At 40.2% G+C, this 18,265-nt stretch carries 20 protein-coding genes; 13 read left to right on the plus strand and 7 right to left on the minus strand.

Annotated features, from left to right (window positions below):
* Position 1: 1 nt before the first annotated feature.
* Positions 2-298 (minus strand): ArsR/SmtB family transcription factor, encoded by a 297-nt coding sequence (locus ACYQ3A_RS10305; protein WP_459897224.1) that lies wholly within the window; start codon positions 296-298, stop codon positions 2-4.
* Between the two features lie 67 nt (positions 299-365).
* Between ACYQ3A_RS10305 and cysE the strand changes: the two genes are divergently transcribed.
* Positions 366-1,025 (plus strand): serine O-acetyltransferase, encoded by a 660-nt coding sequence (gene cysE / locus ACYQ3A_RS10310; protein WP_459897225.1) that lies wholly within the window; start codon positions 366-368, stop codon positions 1,023-1,025.
* Positions 1,026-1,034: 9 nt separating this feature from the next.
* Here cysE and ilvC read toward each other — a convergent pair whose 3' ends face one another.
* The 3 genes from ilvC to ilvB are packed head-to-tail and all read right to left on the minus strand — an operon-like array spanning position 1,035 to position 4,349.
* Positions 1,035-2,042, minus strand: coding sequence for a ketol-acid reductoisomerase (ilvC, locus tag ACYQ3A_RS10315; protein WP_459897226.1), 1,008 nt, complete (start codon positions 2,040-2,042; stop codon positions 1,035-1,037).
* A gap of 24 nt (positions 2,043-2,066) precedes the next feature.
* Complete coding sequence (ilvN, locus tag ACYQ3A_RS10320; protein ID WP_459897228.1) at positions 2,067-2,600, minus strand: acetolactate synthase small subunit; 534 nt, start codon at positions 2,598-2,600, stop codon at positions 2,067-2,069.
* 9 nt (positions 2,601-2,609) lie between these two features.
* On the minus strand, positions 2,610-4,349 hold the full coding sequence (gene ilvB, locus ACYQ3A_RS10325) for a biosynthetic-type acetolactate synthase large subunit (RefSeq protein ID WP_459897229.1): 1,740 nt from the start codon (positions 4,347-4,349) through the stop codon (positions 2,610-2,612).
* A gap of 94 nt (positions 4,350-4,443) precedes the next feature.
* Here ilvB and ACYQ3A_RS10330 point away from each other — a divergent pair, with 94 nt between their 5' ends.
* A complete protein-coding gene (locus tag ACYQ3A_RS10330; RefSeq protein ID WP_459897231.1) occupies positions 4,444-5,724 on the plus strand; it encodes an anthranilate synthase component I family protein in 1,281 nt (426 codons plus the stop codon).
* 3 nt (positions 5,725-5,727) lie between these two features.
* Here ACYQ3A_RS10330 and ACYQ3A_RS10335 read toward each other — a convergent pair whose 3' ends face one another.
* The 3 genes from ACYQ3A_RS10335 to ACYQ3A_RS10345 all read right to left on the minus strand — a co-directional run bounded on the left by ACYQ3A_RS10335 (position 5,728) and on the right by ACYQ3A_RS10345 (position 7,797).
* Positions 5,728-5,961 carry a hypothetical protein gene (locus tag ACYQ3A_RS10335; protein WP_459897232.1) on the minus strand — a complete coding sequence of 78 codons (234 nt, stop codon included), beginning with the start codon at positions 5,959-5,961 and terminating at the stop codon, positions 5,728-5,730.
* 68 nt (positions 5,962-6,029) lie between these two features.
* The gene (locus ACYQ3A_RS10340) at positions 6,030-6,983 is read right to left on the minus strand and encodes a KpsF/GutQ family sugar-phosphate isomerase (RefSeq protein WP_459897234.1); all 954 of its coding nucleotides are present in this window, start codon (positions 6,981-6,983) and stop codon (positions 6,030-6,032) included.
* Positions 6,907-7,797, minus strand: a complete 891-nt coding sequence (locus ACYQ3A_RS10345) for a M48 family metallopeptidase (RefSeq protein WP_459897235.1) — start codon at positions 7,795-7,797, stop codon at positions 6,907-6,909. Before ACYQ3A_RS10345 ends, ACYQ3A_RS10340 begins: the two co-directional genes overlap by 77 nt.
* A 27-nt stretch (positions 7,798-7,824) precedes the next feature.
* On the opposite strand from ACYQ3A_RS10345, the gene rpoN reads away from it, so the two are divergent.
* The 11 genes from rpoN to ACYQ3A_RS10400 are packed head-to-tail and all read left to right on the plus strand — an operon-like array spanning position 7,825 to position 18,239.
* Positions 7,825-9,120, plus strand: a complete 1,296-nt coding sequence (gene rpoN, locus ACYQ3A_RS10350) for an RNA polymerase factor sigma-54 (protein WP_459897236.1) — start codon at positions 7,825-7,827, stop codon at positions 9,118-9,120.
* Positions 9,117-9,566 (plus strand): phosphate-starvation-inducible PsiE family protein, encoded by a 450-nt coding sequence (locus tag ACYQ3A_RS10355; RefSeq protein WP_459897237.1) that lies wholly within the window; start codon positions 9,117-9,119, stop codon positions 9,564-9,566. The genes rpoN and ACYQ3A_RS10355 overlap by 4 nt, the downstream gene beginning before the upstream one ends.
* Positions 9,563-12,232 carry a [protein-PII] uridylyltransferase family protein gene (locus ACYQ3A_RS10360; protein ID WP_459897238.1) on the plus strand — a complete coding sequence of 890 codons (2,670 nt, stop codon included), beginning with the start codon at positions 9,563-9,565 and terminating at the stop codon, positions 12,230-12,232. Before ACYQ3A_RS10355 ends, ACYQ3A_RS10360 begins: the two co-directional genes overlap by 4 nt.
* Positions 12,199-12,822 carry a hypothetical protein gene (locus tag ACYQ3A_RS10365; protein ID WP_459897239.1) on the plus strand — a complete coding sequence of 208 codons (624 nt, stop codon included), beginning with the start codon at positions 12,199-12,201 and terminating at the stop codon, positions 12,820-12,822. Before ACYQ3A_RS10360 ends, ACYQ3A_RS10365 begins: the two co-directional genes overlap by 34 nt.
* Positions 12,794-13,489, plus strand: coding sequence for a hypothetical protein (locus tag ACYQ3A_RS10370; protein WP_459897240.1), 696 nt, complete (start codon positions 12,794-12,796; stop codon positions 13,487-13,489). Before ACYQ3A_RS10365 ends, ACYQ3A_RS10370 begins: the two co-directional genes overlap by 29 nt.
* 37 nt (positions 13,490-13,526) lie before the next feature.
* Positions 13,527-13,688, plus strand: coding sequence for a 50S ribosomal protein L34 (gene rpmH / locus ACYQ3A_RS10375; protein ID WP_459897241.1), 162 nt, complete (start codon positions 13,527-13,529; stop codon positions 13,686-13,688).
* On the plus strand, positions 13,673-14,038 hold the full coding sequence (gene rnpA, locus ACYQ3A_RS10380; RefSeq protein ID WP_459897242.1) for a ribonuclease P protein component: 366 nt from the start codon (positions 13,673-13,675) through the stop codon (positions 14,036-14,038). Before rpmH ends, rnpA begins: the two co-directional genes overlap by 16 nt.
* Entirely contained in the window at positions 14,035-14,244 is a 210-nt protein-coding gene (gene yidD / locus ACYQ3A_RS10385) for a membrane protein insertion efficiency factor YidD (protein ID WP_459897243.1), read from the plus strand. Before rnpA ends, yidD begins: the two co-directional genes overlap by 4 nt.
* Before the next feature lie 9 nt (positions 14,245-14,253).
* Positions 14,254-15,726 carry a membrane protein insertase YidC gene (yidC, locus tag ACYQ3A_RS10390; protein WP_459897244.1) on the plus strand — a complete coding sequence of 491 codons (1,473 nt, stop codon included), beginning with the start codon at positions 14,254-14,256 and terminating at the stop codon, positions 15,724-15,726.
* A complete protein-coding gene (locus ACYQ3A_RS10395) occupies positions 15,727-16,992 on the plus strand; it encodes a hemolysin family protein (RefSeq protein WP_459897246.1) in 1,266 nt (421 codons plus the stop codon).
* Entirely contained in the window at positions 16,992-18,239 is a 1,248-nt protein-coding gene (locus tag ACYQ3A_RS10400) for a hemolysin family protein (protein ID WP_459897248.1), read from the plus strand. The genes ACYQ3A_RS10395 and ACYQ3A_RS10400 overlap by 1 nt, the downstream gene beginning before the upstream one ends.
* Positions 18,240-18,265: the final 26 nt, after the last annotated feature.

Genomic DNA, 18,265 nt, shown 5'->3' on the forward strand with positions numbered 1-18,265 from the left:
ATCAAACATCCACTCCAGCAGCTCTAAGAATGCTTAAAATTGATTCATCTTTCAACCGACAGGGAGATTTAACGTTAAACCTATCAACCTTTTCGATAATTCCCATTTCTTTTAGAATTGAAGCATGCTGAGACAGAAGGGGTTGAGGGACTCCAAGCAACTCTCTTATTTCCTTGGGTTTTTTTGGACCACTGGCAAGAGCAACTATTATTCCTATTCTTATTGGATTCGACAGGATTTCAAAAAGTTTGGCATATTCGCTATACTTCCCATAACGTTTTTCACATCTATCGTCCATTACAACCTCCCTCTCTATATAGTGGGTATTTTAACACGAGTAAGTTCAAGATTTTGCAGGAGAAGAAATGTTTAAAAGAATTAGAGAAGACATAAAGGTTGTTTTTGAACGTGATCCTGCTGCAAGGAACATAATAGAGGTCCTCTTCTGCTACCCAGGACTTCACGCAATCTGGTTCCACAGAATTGCCCACTGGTTATGGATTCATAATTTCAGGCTACTTGCCAGGATCATCTCCCACATTTCAAGATGGTTAACTGGAATAGAAATCCATCCTGGTGCAAAGATTGGAAGAAGGTTTTTCATCGATCATGGAATGGGAGTTGTAATTGGTGAAACAACGGAGATCGGAAACGACGTAACAATCTACCACCAGGTAACTCTTGGCGGTACCAGTACAAAAAAGGGAAAAAGACATCCAACAATTGGAAACAACGTTGTAATCGGTGCAGGAGCAAAAATTCTTGGTCCTGTAAAAATCGGAAACAACTGTAAGATAGGAGCAAATTCTGTTGTGATTAAAGATGTTCCTCCTAACTCAACTGTTGTAGGAATCCCGGGTAAAGTGGTTAGAAGGGATGGAATTAAACCCACAAGAGTTGATCTCGAACACGGGAAACTTCCAGATCCTGTTATGGAGTCTCTAAAACAGATGCTCGATATAATCCATGAGCTTGAACTTGAAGTGAAGTCCTTAAAACAGGAGATTAATAGGAAAGGGGGGTGAAACACCCCCTTATTTAAGTTCCTTCTTCTGCTGTTTGAGGAAAGGCATCATTTCACGGAGCTTCTTACCAACCTTCTCAATTGGATGCTCGGCTTCCATCCTTCTGTAAGCGTTGAGAACAGGGTAGTTTGCCTGAGCTTCGAGAACAAATTCCCTTGCAAACTCTCCAGTTTGAATCTCTTTGAGTATCTTCTTCATGTTCTCCTTAACTCTTTCGTCGATAACTCTTGAACCTCTTGTATAGTCACCGTACTCAGCAGTATCTGAAATAGAATATCTCATTCCAGCAAGTCCGTGCTGGTACATGAGGTCAACGATAAGCTTTAGCTCGTGGAGACACTCAAAATAAGCAACTTCTGGCTGGTAACCAGCCTCAACAAGGGTTTCAAATCCAGCCTTAACAAGAGCAGCTGCACCGCCACAGAGAACTGCCTGTTCTCCAAAGAGGTCTGTTTCTGTTTCTTCTTTAAATGTTGTTTCAATTACTCCGGCCCTTGTTGAACCGATTCCCTTGGCATATGCAAGAGCTATCTCTTTTGCCTTTCCAGTTGCATCTTGATGAACAGCTACAAGCGCAGGAACACCAGCACCCTCAAGGTAAGTCCACCTTACAAGGTGTCCCGGTCCTTTTGGAGCTACCATAAAAACGTCAACATCTTCTGGAGGCACAATCTGATTAAAGTGGATGTTGAATCCATGAGCAAACGCAAGAGCCATTCCCGGTTCGAGGTTTGGTTTTACAGCCTCTTCATAAACCCTCTTCTGAACAGGATCAGGAAGGAGGAACATAACAACATCTGCTTTCTTTGCTGCTTCATCCGGTGGGAGAACTTCAAATCCATCAGCTTTTGCTTTTTCAGCAGATTTACCAGGTCTTAAACCAATAACAACATTTACACCACTATCCCTAAGGTTAAGTGCATGGGCGTGTCCCTGACTTCCGTAACCCAATATAGCTACTGTTTTGTCCTTTAAGTACTCAAGGCTTGCATCTTCATCATAATACACCTTTGCCATTCCTACCTCCGTTGTGTCGTTAATTTATTTGATTTCTTTCTTTTCTTCGAATGTATCTCCCTGTAGAGCTCTTACCATGGCAACTCTTCCTGTTCTTGCCATCTCTCTAATTCCGATGGGTTTTATGAGTTGGAGGAAAGCATCTATCTGCTCCTCATCTCCTGTCAGTTCAACAGTATAGGTGTCTTGAGATACGTCAACAATTTGAGCTCCAAAGATATCAACAAGCCTCTTTACCTCTTCTTTTTTCTCCGTAGAGTCAACATTAAGCCTGACTATCAGGAGCTCCCTATCAAGCTTCTTCTTATCGGTCAAATTCCTGACCTTGAAAACGTCAATTATCCTTCTAAGCTGTTTTACTATTTGTTCTATCGTGTGCTCATCACCCTTTGCAACCATGGTGATCCTTGAAATTGTTGGATCCTCGGTATGCCCAACGTTTAAACTCTCAATGTTGTAACCCCTGGAACTGAAGAGCTCAATTATCCTCGCCAAAGCTCCAGGCTGGTTCTCAACTAAAACACTTATCACATGTTTTCTGTAATTTGGCTTTTCCATCTCTGCCTCTCAAATAGCCTTCTTAGCCTTTTTCTTACCATACTTTGGAAGAATCATTTCATGGAGTGCTCCACCTGGTGGAACCATTGGATAAACGTCTTCCTCCCTATCGACAACAAAATCTATAACAACAGGCCTATCGTTTATTGACATTGCCTCTTTCAGAGCCTTCTCAACGTCTTCCGGTCTCTCAACTCTCAGTCCAACTCCTCCCATCGCCTCAACAAGTCTCACAAAGTCTGGTTGAACATCAAGATGAACCTGAGAGTAGTTTCTGTCGTAGAATATTCCCTGCCACTGTCTAACCATTCCAAGGAATCCGTTGTTTATTATGGCAACCTTTATTGGAATGCTGTACTGAACAGCTGTAACAATCTCCTGCATGTTCATTTGGAAACTTCCATCACCGGAGATACAGAAGACCGTTTTGTCAGGTCTTCCAACCTTTGCACCAATTGCAGCAGGAACGCCAAATCCCATCGTTCCAAGACCACCGGAAGTTACAAGCTGTCTTGGGAACCTGAACTTATAGTACTGGGCTACCCACATCTGGTGCTGTCCAACATCTGTTGTAATTATCGCTTCTCCTTTAGTCACTTCACAGATTTTTTCAATAACAAACTGAGGCTTTATGATTCTATCGCTTGGTTCGTAGTAGAGAGGATACCTCTCCGCCCAACTCTTCACTTTCATTAACCATTTCTCACGAGAGAGAAGGAACTCCCTATTCTTTGAAACCTGCTTTTCGACTTCCGGAAGGAGCTCCTCCATAATAAGTTTTGCATCACCAACAATAGGAATATCAACAGCCTTATTCTTTCCAATCTCAGCACTGTCGATATCTATGTGGATAACCTTAGCATGAGGGGCAAACTCTGAAAGCTTTCCAGTAACCCTATCGTCAAACCTGGCACCAATAGCTATAAGCAGATCACAGTCAGTTACAGCCATATTAGCTGCATAGGTTCCGTGCATTCCAAGCATTCCAAGGAAGTAAGGGTGGTTTCCGGGAGCTGCTGTAAGTCCCATCAGGGTTGCAACCATTGGAATTGAAGCCACTTCTGCCATCTTCACAACGAGTTCAGAAGCACCTGAAGAAACAACACCACCACCTATATAGAGAACAGGTCTTTCGGCAGAAGCTATAGCTTTCGCTGCCTTCTTTATCTGTCCGGGATGTCCCTTCAGAACAGGCTTATAACTCCTTATCTGAACAGGTGTTTTGTACTCTTCCTCAAAGAAATCTGTAATCTCTCTCGTTATGTCCTTTGGAAGGTCAACAAGAACAACTCCCGGACGTCCTGTTTTCGCTATATGGAATGCCTTCTTAACTGTCTCAGCAAGGTCTTTAACGTCCTTAACCAGAAAGTTGTGCTTTGTTATTGGTCTTGTAATTCCGACTGTATCAACTTCCTGGAATGCATCATTTCCAATCATATAAGTGGGAACGTTCCCAGTAAAAGCTACAACTGGAACAGAATCGATCTGTGCAGTCGCAAGTCCCGTAACAAGGTTTGTCGCCCCAGGTCCTGATGTTGCAAAGCAAACTCCTACCTTACCTGTAACCCTTGCATATCCATCGGCGGCGTGGGCTGCTCCCTGCTCGTGCCTTGTTAGATAGTGCTTTAACGGTGTAAATGGAAGCCTGTCGTAGATATCTAAAACTGCACCGCCAGGGTATCCAAAAATCTTTTCGACTCCTTCAAGCCTTAAAGCTTCGAGGAGAATCTCCGCACCTGAAAGTTTCATCAGTTCCTCCTCACTACTTGTAAATGGGAATGATAGCACAATTGACTCAAGCTACATATATTCTTTCAAAACTTTCCTTCAAAAGGAGAGTCAATTGAGAGTAGAAAAGTTGCCCTATCTACCTCCTTACGAAGTTTTTAAGTCCCTTAAAAAGAGAGGATATCCTGTTAAGTTATTCCTCGACTCAGCATCTGTAAACCAGAAAACTGGACGCCTTTCCGTAATTGCCATTGGAATTAGAGAAGAACTCAAAATAAAGGATGATTTAAATGGTTTCAGAAAACTTAAGGACTTTTTCAACAAACTCTCGGACAGATTTAAAATCGATCATCTCCCCTACGGCATATACGGGTACATATCCTACGACGCAAACAGGTACATTGAAAAGATTGAGAACAGACAGATAGACGACATCGGTCTTCCGGATATTTATTTCTTCCTTCCAGAAATCACTTTCATCTTCGACAATCTCAAAAAAGAGCTCTGGATTGTTTCACTCTCCGAAATACCAAAAGTTTCTATTGATCATGTAGATTTTGGTGACTTTTCTGCCTCAATTTCTGGATTTAACATGACAAAGGAATACTTCTTCTCTGCCGTTGAAAAAATAAAGAAGTACATCGCTTCCGGTGACACGTTTCAGGTCAACTTTTCCCAGAGAATAGACGTTGAATTTTCAGGAGATTATTTAGCTCTCTATGACAGGCTAAGGAAAATCAATCCCTCTCCGTTCTCCTTTTTCTTCGATTTTGGGGAGTTCAAGGCAGTTTCATGCTCTCCCGAAAGGTTGATAAAGAGAGAAGGAAAATTGGTTGAAACACGACCAATTGCAGGAACAAGGAGAAGAGGAAGAGACAGGAACGAAGATAGAGCATTAGAGAAGGAACTGTTTCTTTCAGAGAAGGAAAGAGCTGAACACATCATGCTTGTTGATCTTGAGAGGAATGACTTAGGCAGAGTCTGTAAATATGGAACTGTAGAAGTCGATGAGCTGATGGTGAAAGAGGAATACTCCCACGTGATGCACATAGTGTCAAATGTTAAAGGAATCCTTAGAGAAGGAGTTGATACTATTGATCTCATCAAAGCAGTATTTCCCGGAGGAACAATTACCGGAGCTCCAAAGGTAAGAACAATGGAGATAATAGCTGAGCTTGAACCTACGAGACGTTCTCTCTACACGGGTTCTGTTGGGTACATAGGATTTAACGATACAATGGATCTAAACATAGTCATTAGAACCCTTTTATTCAGGAAAGAGAAAGGATTTCTTCAGGTTGGAGCAGGAATAGTCTGGGACTCAAATCCAGAAAAGGAGTATGAAGAAACCCTCCACAAAGGGAGGGCAATACTTGCGAGCTTAAAGATAAAATAAAGACTATTCAACCTCAGCTTCTGTCTCTTCCTTCTCTTTTTTGGAGCTCTCAAGCATCTGGGAAAGTTCAGAAATTGTTGAGCTTTCCAGTTTTTCTTCGATAATTGATCTAATAAGTTTGTTCATTTTCTGTTCATTGTTTCCGGCAATTCCGTAAAGGACAAAATAGAGCTTCTTGGGAAGTGAAAGTTTTACAGTTTTATTCGCTCTCTTCCCAGGCTTTCTTCCTCTGGCCATCTTTTTCCTCCTAAATACTTTAAAATTATTTACAAATTGTAACATAAAATCATCAAAACTTTTTAATCCTAACCTATTCTCCTTCCAAGAATATCATGAAGATGAATTATTCCCGTAATTTGTCCATTTTCATCGACAACTGGAAGAACAGTAATTTTGTATTTTTCCATTATTTCCACCGCTTTTTCAGCAAAAATATCTTCACGAATAGTTTTCGGATTTTCAGTCATTATATCCTTAGCTCTCGTATCAAAGTTCACTCCTTTTTCAAAAGCCCTCCTCAAATCTCCATCGGTTATTATTCCTACAAGTTTTCTGTCCTCTACAACTACGGTAGCTCCAAGTTTTTTTGACGATATTTCGTAGATTACCTCTTTTAAAGACGTACTCGGAGAAACTACCGGAATATCATCTCCCTTTCTCATAATATCCTTGACTTTTGACAGTCTGATTCCAAGCTTTCCACCGGGATGAAATCTTGCAAAATCCTCACTTTTAAATCCCTTAAGCTTCATTAAAGTTACAGCAAGAGCATCTCCCAAGGCTAAGGTTGCAGTTGTTGAAGTCGTTGGAGCCAATCCAAGAGGACAGGCTTCTTTTTCAACATGGAGAAGAAGAGTCACATCTGAAAACCTTGCAAGCGAAGACTCAGAATTGTTTGTTATTGCAATTACTGGAATTCCGAAACTCTTTATTATGGGAACAATGTTTAAAAGCTCAGCAGTCTCTCCACTGTTCGAAACGGCAATAACGGTATCATCTCCCCTGACCATTCCAAGATCACCGTGGGCAGCATCACCAGGATGGAGGAAAAAAGCAGGAGTACCCGTGCTTGCAAACGTTGCGGCAATTTTCTTACATATAAGACCAGACTTTCCAATTCCTGTGAGAACCACCCTGCCTTTTGTTTTATAGAGTAGATCAACAGCCTTTACAAAACTCTCATCAAGATGCTCTGCGAGAGCCTTTAACGCCTCTGCTTCCTGAATGATTGTCTCCTTTCCGACTTTCAAGATTTCCAACACCAAGCCTCCTCAAGACCTTCTCTCTGTAGCGCTCCTCGTTGAAAGGATTCTTCAGCCACTCTTTTTGAAATGTTGATATCCAGTAATTGAGATTCTCTATTCTCTTCTTGTTTGTCGGATGATCCATAAAGAGCTCCGTGACTCCAGAAGGCTTGAACTTCATAAGTGAATCAATTAGCTTTATGGTTTCAATCGAAGCCACCGGGTTCCAGCCAGCCTTTCCTGCATAGTAAGCACCCATTGCATCGGCTTCAAGCTCTTCCTTTCTGCTGTATCCACTTACAACAAGAGTGTAAAGAACTCTAATTACTTCCCGCTCCACAGGACCCAGATCTTTACCCTTCAGAGTCAGGGAAAGTAAGAAATTGATTCCATAGATAAGTTGAAGTCTCCTTATTGCATGTCTCCCAACTATATGCCCTGTCTCATGGCCAAGGACAAAAGCAAGCTCAGCTTCGTTTCTCAACTTTTTCAAAAGTCCTGTATAGACGTAAACCCAGCCTCCTGGAAGTGCAAATGCATTAAGTTCGTCCGATTCAATAACTTTGTAACGGAAAGTTATGTCGTGTCTATCACAAATGGCAGCAATTTTGTTTCCAACCCATGCAACGTAGCTGTTTACAACTGGATCCCTGCAGAGCTTCTCCCTTTTCTCAATTTCCTTTGCTGTCTGTTTTCCGAGGGCAACTTCCTGAGAGGTAGGAATGAAGATAAAGGAGGTTTCTCCAAAGGGGGAAGTTTTTACAACTCCACAACCAGCTACAAAGAGAATCAGTGCTACAATGAAAGTAAAGGTATATTTTTTCTTCATGATCAAAAATTCTATCATAGAGGATATATGAAGCAGAAGATAGAACAGGTTGGTAAATTAACTTTACAGCTCAAATTAACACCAGGAATACTCCTAAATCTTCAACTTCTCCAGCTTCCCGTTTTAAAGCTCGAAGAGGCAATACTAAATGAAATCGAGGAGAACCCACTCTTAGAACTGGAAGAAGAAGAAGAAAGTTCACAGGAAAAAGAAAAAGAAGAAACCGTTCTTGACTTTGTCATAGAGGATGGAAACATTTTTCTCTATGAACCAGAAGAAGAGATAACTTTTGCGATTCCTTCCTCCACTTCTCTAAGAGAGTCCCTTCTCCAGCAAGCAAGACTTGAACTGAGCGATAAAGAATTTGAAATAGCCTCTCTTATTATCGATAATCTTGACGAAAAGGGCTATCTAACACTTTCGGAAGAGGAAATAGGCAACAGGCTCTCTGTTTCAGTTGAGGACGTAAGAAGGGTAAGGGAAAAGATAAAGAGGCTCGTACCGGCTGGATGTGGTTCTTACACTCTTTGGGAAGCGTTTGCCGTCCAGTTAGAAGAGCTCCAGGCCCCCCTTAAATTTATAGAAGCGGTTAAAAAACTGGAGCTTCTCAAGAAAGGAAAAAAACACTTCATGGAAGAAACAGGACTATCAGAGGAAGAGCTCGAAGAATTCCTATGCTGCCTGAAACGCCTTGATCCGGAGCCTGGAAACACAGGAGATTTCAACACAAAGATAGTCCCCGATATAAGGGTTTACCTTTCAGGTGAAAAAATAATGGTGGAAATAACTTCTCCTAAAAGTTTTACTCTGAAAATAAACAGTGGTTATCTCCGTTACGCCACAACAGAAGAGATCAAAAAATACATAACTGAAAAGTACCAGCGAGCTCTGAACCTTAAAAAAGCAATCGACCAGAGAAACGAAACTCTACGGAAGGTTACAGAAGCAGTCTTTGAAGTCCAGAAAGAGTTTCTGAAAGATGGGAAAACCCTTAGACCCCTCAGTTATCAGGATATAGCTGAGAAACTTTCCATTCATGAATCAACCATAAGCCGCGCAGTAAAGGATAAGTTTGTTGAAACTCCCTATGGAATCTATCCGTTTAAATACTTCTTCCGCAAAAGCCTTTCAGGAAAATCGACAGATAGCATAAAGGAGAAAATCCGTCAAATCATCGAATCCGAAGATAAGAAGAAACCTTTAAGTGACAGCAAGATTGCAGAAATATTAAAGAAAGAAGGAATCAAAATAGCAAGGAGAACCGTCGCAAAGTACAGGGAGGAAATGGGCATACCCGGAGCTTTTGAGAGGAGGGAAAGGTGAAAACTCCCGACCTTATGGAGCTCTTCAGCAACAAAAGTTACAAAGCACTTTACAGAGTTGTTTCCTCTCTAAGGTTGCTTTTCATAACACTAATGACAATCTACCTGATCTTCTGCCTACTGAGTCTTGGAATTCACCTCTATTCAATGCTAAAGGTTTCAAAGTTTGAACTGCCATTTTCTACAATGAGGAACTTTTTGACCGATGCTTTATTCGTTCTCATTATCCTCGATTTCATCAGTGCAATGTTCTATAGCAAAAGAATGCACTATGTTCTTGCTCTACTTGAAATAGGATTCATAGTCATTACAAGAAAACTCATTCTCCTGGATCCTAAACCTGAAAATGCCCTTCTCATTTTTGCCCTCTCTATATCTGCTTCGGTATTCTTTATTTTGATTTTCTACTTCTACAAAATAACTGGTAGACTGAGGAGACCGGAATGAAATTCTTAATGGACAAGTGTAGAACCATTTTTGAACCTGAATGGCAGAAAACTCTCGATTTTATTGAGAATTCAAAAGAATTGCCAAATAGAAGAAGAGCTCTCATCTATACTGAAAAACTGAGAGAAAAGCTCTCATACCAGATGCCAGATTTTCTAAAAGGAGATTTTCTCTACCACCTTATAACTCTCTTCTCCTACTCTCAGTTCCTTGGAGACTTTCTTATAAAGCATGTGGAACTCCTTGAAGATTTGAAAAACATCTATAAAAAGCGCTTTCTTCCTTCCGACTTCTCAATCCCTGAAGTTGAAAACGAAACAGAGAAAGAGTTTATGAACAGAATCAGAATCTATAAGAATCTCCAGATGGCACGGGTGGTCTTGAGAGACATCTTAAATCTTGCGAAGTTCAGTGAGCTGGTAAGGGACGTAACCCTTATCCACGATGTTGTAATAAAGGCTTCACTCAGATTCTCTGAAAAAGTAATGGAAAAGAGATACGGCAAGCCATCATCCGGATTCATAGTTGTCGATATGGGAAAGGCCGGTGGCTTTGAGCTTAACTATGCTTCTGATATAGACCTCCTCTTCATATATGAAACAAGATACGGTGAAACCTCTGGAGGCTCTTACGGAAAACTTCAGAACCACGACTACTTCACAATTCTCTCGAACTATATAACCGATCTCCTCATGAAAAAGACAGAAGAAGGTACAGGAATGGTCGTTGATCTTAGGCTTCGCCCAAATGGAACGATGGGACCTGTCTGTAACGACATTGAAGCCTTAGAACAGTACTACACAGCAGTTGCCCGTCCATGGGAAAGGTTTGCCCTCCTTAAAGCCAGACCATCGGCAGGAGACCTGAAGAATACCGGAATTGAGTTTGTAAAACTTGCACGAGCTTTTGTCTTCAGGAAGTACATCGACCTGACGCTGATAGAAGAGGTTTTAAGACTAAAGGAACTCATAAAGAGCAAGGTGATAAAGAAAGGAAAGAAGATAGACCTAAAACTGGGAGAAGGCGGCATAAGGGAGATAGAGTTTATCGTTCAGGCTTTTCAGCTCATCTACGGTGGAAAGTATCCACAAATCCGCTCAAAGAACACACTTGTAGCTCTAAAAAGACTCCTTAAATGGGGATTCCTGACAGAGAGAGAGTACTCAGACCTCAAAGAGTCTTACATTTTCCTGCGAAGAGTAGAACACATGCTCCAGATAACAAACTTCAGACAGACTCAGACGTTCCATCCAGAAGGAGAAGAAGCCGAAGAGCTCGCAAAGAAGATGGGATTTGAGAACAGAGAATCATTTTTAGAAAAACTCAATCAAGTCATGAAAACTGTCAATAACTACTTTAACAAGTTCTTCCCAACAGGAGATAGAAAACCTCTTTCGGTTGTTACAGTTGAAGATTTGCAGAAAATGAAGTTCAGGGAACCTGAAGAGGTTAAGCGATTCATTGACGTTCTCTTAAATCTTAAAAGCCTTTCCATAGAGGAAATCAACAGACTTGACGTTATGGGAGATAGATTCTTAGAGCTCCTATTCGAGGCTCCCGACTCAAAAAATATGATGAAAAACCTTATCTCCTTCTTTGAAAAGGAAGAAGGCAGAGTTTTCTTCTTCTCTATAGTTTCCGAAATCCACGCTTTAAAGCTCCTCTTCTTCCTTCTTTCAACAAAGGAGTTTTTCATAAAACGTTTTAGAGAAACCCCAGAAATAGTAGATTTTATGTTCAATCCGGATTATATAGAAAATCCCATAAGTCTTGAGGGACTGAGGAAAGATTACGAAGAGTTTAAAAATCTCCTTTTTGTCAAAAATCTCTCTGAGATCAGAGCTCTTCTAAGACTTAGACTAAAAAGAACAGAGATTGAAGAATTCTTTAAAGAGCTAACAACAATTGCCAATTTCGTCATAAAGACAATATACAAAAAGCTAAAGCCCGAATTCTCCTTAGCATCTCTTGGGAAACATGGAAGCAGAGAAATGAACGTTGGCTCAGATATTGACCTTCTCTTCTTCTCTGAGAAACCCTCAAGTGAAACGGAGAAAGCTCTTAAACTAATAAAAGAGCTCGAATCCTTAGGATACGAAGTGGATACCCGTCTTAGACCGTTTGGAGAAAAAGGAGAGCTCATATTCACATTAAACTATTTCAAAGAATACACAGAAAAAACAGCAAGAGTTTGGGAAAGACTAGCGTTTACAAGGTTCAGATTCCTATTAGGAGATCTAAAAGAAGAAACAGAAAAGGTGGTTGAAGAGTTCCTATTTAGGAAACCCCTTAACAGAGAGACTTTAGAAGAGATTTTGAAGATGAGAGAAACTCTTGAAAGAGAGTTGGGCAAAGGGAGAAACGATGTAAAGTACTCCACAGGAGGTGTGGTTGACCTTGAGTTTATTGGCTACATCTACCAACTCTTCATAAGAAAAAGAATTGGGAACACATTTGAAGCACTTAATTTACTTAGAAAGAGTGAAGAGAAGTTCAAAAAGTGTGTAGAGCTCTACAGGGAGATCAGATGGGCTGAGACTGAAAAGAGGCTCTTTGGTGGATTCATCAACTACAGTGGTAGAATTGAGTCCCTCAAAAGGGAGATAAGGGAGCTGTATCAGGAGTTCATTCAATGGATAGAGAAAAGAGTCTCAGCGAATACCTGAATGAAATAAAGACAGGACTGGAAGAAGCATACCCCAACTCTTTCTTTTTTTCAGGTGTAAACGACACACCGACAGTAAGGGAGTGGTATTCCCTTGATATTCCTCTCGGCTTTGTTCTTCTTGCCTTAAGTGAAGAAAAACTCCCTAAGAGGTTCTCCCTTAAGGATATTGGCGACCTGGTTAAAAAAAAGTTCAAAAGCTATACCAGAAAAGAGGCGAAAGACGCCTTAGGTACACTGAGAGAAGAAACTATTCCCTATCTGAAACTGGACAAACTCTACAAAATCCTCAAATCGGTTCTTCTTGAAGTTGGAGTTGAGGATCTCTCTATCTTAGAGAAACTCAAGGAACTCAAAAAGCTTGAAGACATCAGACAGATAGAGAATGAACTCATCAGGTTTGAAGAAACTTTTTACGAATTTCTCTTCAGAAAGTCACCCCTTGGAGAAAAGTGTAAAGAAGTCACTGAAAAAAAACTTTCTCCCTACAGAGTTTACTGGCATAAGAAAGTACTACAGTTGACAGAAAAAGCTCTGATAAAGAAATGTTTGAAGGAGGCATATGGAATTCCAGACTTCACAATTTTATGAGTATTTGGATTATCCTGCTAAGAGAAAGGAGAGAATTAATAAACTCTTAAACCTGTTGAAAGAAAAGGGAATAACTCTTGATTCTTTCATCGCTAAAGGCTATAGAGGAGTTGTTTTCAAAGGGTTGTACAAGGGCAAACCCGTTGCCGTAAAAGTCCTCCGCTCAGACGTGGAAAAAGAGAATCCTCTTCAAAAAGAGTGTGAAATTCTGAATTACCTGACTAACAAGCTTAAAAGTGAAAACCCTGCACCTTATCCATACCTTTGTACTTCTGAATTTATCGCTATGGAGCTCATAGAAGGTCTAACTTTTTCAAAGGCTCTTGAAAATTACGACCCATACACTGTCATCAAAGAAGCTCTAAGGAGCTGTTATCTCCTTGATAAAGCCGGAGTTCAGCACTCTGAGATTAAAGGGGAAAAACATCTCATCTTTGACGGCAGAGCTTTGCGAATCATTGACTTTGAAAGTGCAAAGTTCTCCGATAAACCACGAAATCTTCTCCAATTTGTGGGATATCATTTGATAAGGAATAAAGAGCTTCTTAAAAAGCTTGGAATCAGCGAGGGAGAGCTAAAATTCGCAATAGAAACCTACAAACAGAACAGGGAATCCGGATTCAAAGCTTTTCTCTCTCTTTTGACAAACTCTTCCGCTGGACTATAATTCCACATACCAATTAAGCCCGATAAGGAGGTGCCAGTTGTCAACAAAGAGGACATATCAGCCAAGTAGGCTTCACGGTAAAAGAGTTCACGGCTTCAGAGCGAGAATGAAGACAAAGAGCGGAAGAGAGATCCTCAGAAGGAGAAGAAAGAAGGGACGCAAGAAGCTTACGGTAAGTGACGAGTGGAAGAGAAGGTAAGCTTTACGTTCAAAAAGCATGAAAGACTTAGAAAGCAATTGGAATTTAAAAGGGTTTTTGATTCTGGAAAAAGCCTCGGTGGTTTCACCGTGGCTTTTTATTTCACACCGAACAAGGTCGGTTATCCAAGGGCTGGTTTTATAGCCTCAAAGAAGCTTTCAAAGAGAGCTGTGGACAGAAACAGGGCAAAGCGACTTATGAGAGAAGTTTTCAGATTGAATAAACACAGGCTTGCTCCAGTTGATATCATCTTCATAGCAAGAAAAGGAATTCTGGGGAAAAAGTATCAGGACGTCGAAAGGGATTTTCTTAACTTAGCAGAAAAAGCAGGAATTCTGAGGGAAAAGTGATTAAGTCAGCAGCTATTTCATTTATAAAGCTTTATCAGAGATTCATATCTCCCTTATTTCCTTCAAGCTGCAGGTATTATCCTACCTGCTCCAGCTATGCAATTATGGCAATTGAAAAGTATGGATTTTTAAAAGGTGGTATAAAGGCAATCTACAGAATTCTCAGGTGTAATCCCTTTTCAAAAGGCGGTATAGACTACCCTTAGGAGAGAGAAATGGAAAAGAGCAGGATAGCTTCAATAGTTCAAGCTGCTTTACTTGCATTTATACTGGTTCTTGGTTTTCAACTGTTTTTCGGAAAAACCAAAGAGAAGGAAAAAGTTAAGGAAACTCCAAAGCAAGAACAGGTCGTAAAGGCAGATATTCCAGCATCAAAAGAAATAGGAAAAGTTGTCAAAGTGGACACCCCTCTCTACTCTGCCGAAATCTCGACTGTAAACGGTAAACTCCTATCTCTGACTGTTAAGAAGTACAACGCTCAACTGGTATCTGAATTTTCAAAGAAGATGGGAATATTCCCGCTTATGACCATTGCTGTTGACAAAGAGCTTTCAAAAGAGTTAGCAAACCTTTCACTCACTCCTAACTCAGAGAACATTGAGGTAAAGGATAAACCTGTTACGCTAAACCTTGAGGGTGAACTCAAGGACGGTAGAAAGTTTGTCAAAGAACTAACGTTCTATCCAGATTCCTACAAAATAGACATCAAAACTAAGCTAAAAAATGCAGATCTGATAACACTTGTAGGACCAGATATAAAAGTAAATGAAGCCCATTCTTCAAGGATGGGGCATATTGGACCAGTTGTAGAGACAGATAAAGGAATAGAAAGGCTGGATCCTAAGGAAATAAAAGGCTTTATCAACTTTAGCAATGTAAAATGGGCAGGAGAAGAGGACAAATACTTCCTCTTAGCAATAAAGGATTCCCAGTTTGTCGTTTCTGTAGAAAGCATCAATGGACATACAGTCGTAAAAGGATTCATTGGAAATGGCACTTTCTTTGGCGGTCCTAAGGAAATAAAACAGCTTGAAGCTCTTGGAATGGACAAAGCTATAGACTTTGGCATATTTGGATTCATCGCAAAGCCATTTCTCAAGTTCTTCCTCTTTCTCCATCACTTCATTCCAAACTGGGGACTCGTTATCATCATTCTTACAGTCATAATCAAGATTATTCTACATCCACTGACCCACAAGAGCTTTGAATCAATGAAGAAAATGCAAGAACTGGCACCAAAACTTGATGAGATAAAGAATAAATACAAAGACAACCCACAAAAACTCAACGAAGAGATGATGAAACTCTACAGAGAAGCTGGTGTCAACCCGATGGGTGGATGTCTTCCAATACTCCTCCAGATACCAGTCTTCTTCGCCCTCTATGAGATATTCCTCAATGCTGTTGAACTGAAAGGAGCTTCTTTCCTCTGGGTTAATGATCTCTCAATGCCCGACCCAACCTACATAATGCCAATCCTCATGGGTGCTTCAATGATCCTCCAACAGAAACTCACTCCGACAACAAATCCTCAGCAGGAAAAGATCTTCATAATAATGGCTGTTGTATTTACTTTCCTGTTTGCAGGCTTCCCGGCAGGACTTGTTCTTTATTGGTTAACAAACAACATAATCACAGCTATTCAAAACCTTATAATTAATAGAATGCTTCATAGGGAAAAAAGCTAAATGGAGTCTGAAAGTTTAACGTTCTACTATTTCATACTTTCAATTCTCGTTCTCCTTTCCGGTCTCTTCTCTGCCTCTGAGACCGCTTTCTTCTCTCTCAATACTTTGAGACTTGAGAGACTCGCAAAAGAAGGAAACAAAAAAGCTGAGGAGATTCTTCATCTTCTCCAGAATCCAGCAAACCTCATCGCAACGATCTTGGTTGGCAACGAAATGGTCAATGTGGCAATAGCTGCCACTTCTGCAATGCTCTTTGTAAAACTTCTCGGTGAAGAACTGGGAGCAACACTGGCAGTACCAATCACAGTTATAACTCTTCTCATATTTGGAGAAGTAACACCAAAAACACTTGCAATAAAGTACAGCGAAAAGTATGCGTTTTTCATCTTGAGGTTTATAAAACTAATTAGCGTACTGATAGCCCCTTTCAGAATTGTTCTTGTCGGTTTTGCCTCTTTAATTTTGAAACCGTTTGGAATTGAGCTGTTCAACAACCCCAGAGCTCTTACAGATGAAGAATTTCTAATTCTTGTTTCTGAAGGAGCTAAAGAAGGCACAATTGTAAAAGAAGAGAAAGAACTAATAGACAGGACTCTTGACCTTGGAGAGATGGACGTAAAGGAGATAATGGTCCCAAAGCACAAAATTTTCGCAATTCAAAAGGATATTCCCTTAAAGGAAGCTATTGAGGAGATAAAAAAGACCAAGTTCTCAAGGATTCCCGTTTACGACAAATCTCTGGATGAAATCGTGGGAATTCTTTACACCAGAAAAATTCTCCCTTTAAAACTCAAACCAGAGGATCTTGAAAAACCTGTAGATCAATTTACAGATAAACCTTATTTTGTTACAGAATTCCTCACCCTCGATAAGCTTCTTGAGGAGATGCAAAGATCTAAAAGACACATGGCAATAGTGGTTGATGAATACGGAAACACAGCCGGAATTGTTACTCTTGACGATATATTAAGTGAGATAGTTGGAGAGATTCCAGACGAGAAGAAAAACTCTGAAGAAATAGAAAAAATTACGGAAAGTAGATACAAGCTTTCTGGGAACACACCTATTGAGGAATTGAAAGAGCTCCTCAACCTTGAGGATGATGAAATCCTTGAGGAAGTTGACACAGCTGCAGGTCTCATCATGGCTCTGATGAAAAAAATTCCTTCAAAAGGGGAATCCATCAGATATAAAGGTTACAGGTTCATCGTTGATGAAATGGATGGTAACAGAATAACATCCGTTATCGTGGAGAGAGAAAAGTAATGGAGCTCTTACCGATTTTTCTGATTCTTCTCTGTGTTTTCTTTGAAGGATTCTTCTCCGGAAGCGAAATTGCAATTGTTTCCCTTCCAAAGGTTGAGCTTAAAAAGAGACTCCAAAAAGGCGATAGAGGAGCAATTTTACTGAACAAACTCCTTTCTGAACCTGAAAAACTGCTTACAACAACTCTGATTGGAACAAACCTTTCAACGGTAACAGGTTCAACCATCTACGCAACCTTAATCCTTAACGACATTACAAAAATATTTCCAGTTTTAGCATCATATCCAGAAATTGCTACAGTCTTAACTTTTACCCCAATAACCTTAACCTTTGGAGAACTAATTCCTAAAAGTCTTTTCCAGAAATACTCTCACCAAATTGCATTTAAAATTGTTTATCCTATCTACTTCTTCTACTACTTGTTTAAACCAATCTCATTTATTGTCATGGGCTTTGCAAAGACTTTTGCGAAACTTGTTGGTGCAGAGTCCGAACAGAATCCATTTGTAACAAAAGAAGAACTTCAGCTTTTAGTTGAAAGCTCTTCAAGATTTAAAGTAGAGAAAACCGAAAGAAACATCCTAAAAAATATCCTGAGATTAAGAGAAAAAACGGTTGGAGATATATACGTTCCTCTGCTTAATGTTGTCGCAGTAAATGAAAATGCTCCTCTGAAGAGTGCACTGAGCCTTTTTGAAAAATCTGGCTTCTCTAAACTTCCAGTTTACAGAAAGAGGTTTGACGATATCGTTGGATACATCTCCATTTCAGACCTTCTCACCATTGAGGATGGTGATATCCCTGTAAAAAAGATTATGAAACCGATACTTATATTCCCAGAATACATGAGCATTTTTGACGCTCTAAAAGAGTTCAAAAAGTCAAAAGACCAGATGGCCATTGTCGTCGATGAGTACGGTTCAACCCTTGGAATTCTTACCCTTGAAGACATACTGGAAGAAATTGTTGGAAGAATAGAAGACGAATTTGACAGGTCAAGGATTTCAATAACAAAGATGGGAAATGAGATACTGGCTGAAGGCTCTGTAGAGATTGAAGAGTTAAACAAAGTATTGAAAAAGCCGTTACTAAGAAGTTCCGATTACACCACAATTGCTGGACTTATCCTTTCAAAACTTGGAAGATTTCCAAAGAAAGGTGAAAAGATAGATCTTGGGACAGCTGAAATAATAGTTGAAGACATTGACAAGAGGAAAATAAACAAAATAAAAATCATAGAAAAATAAAAAGTTCTGCCCTTACGGGCAGAACT

The organism is Desulfurobacterium crinifex, from assembly GCF_054656775.1.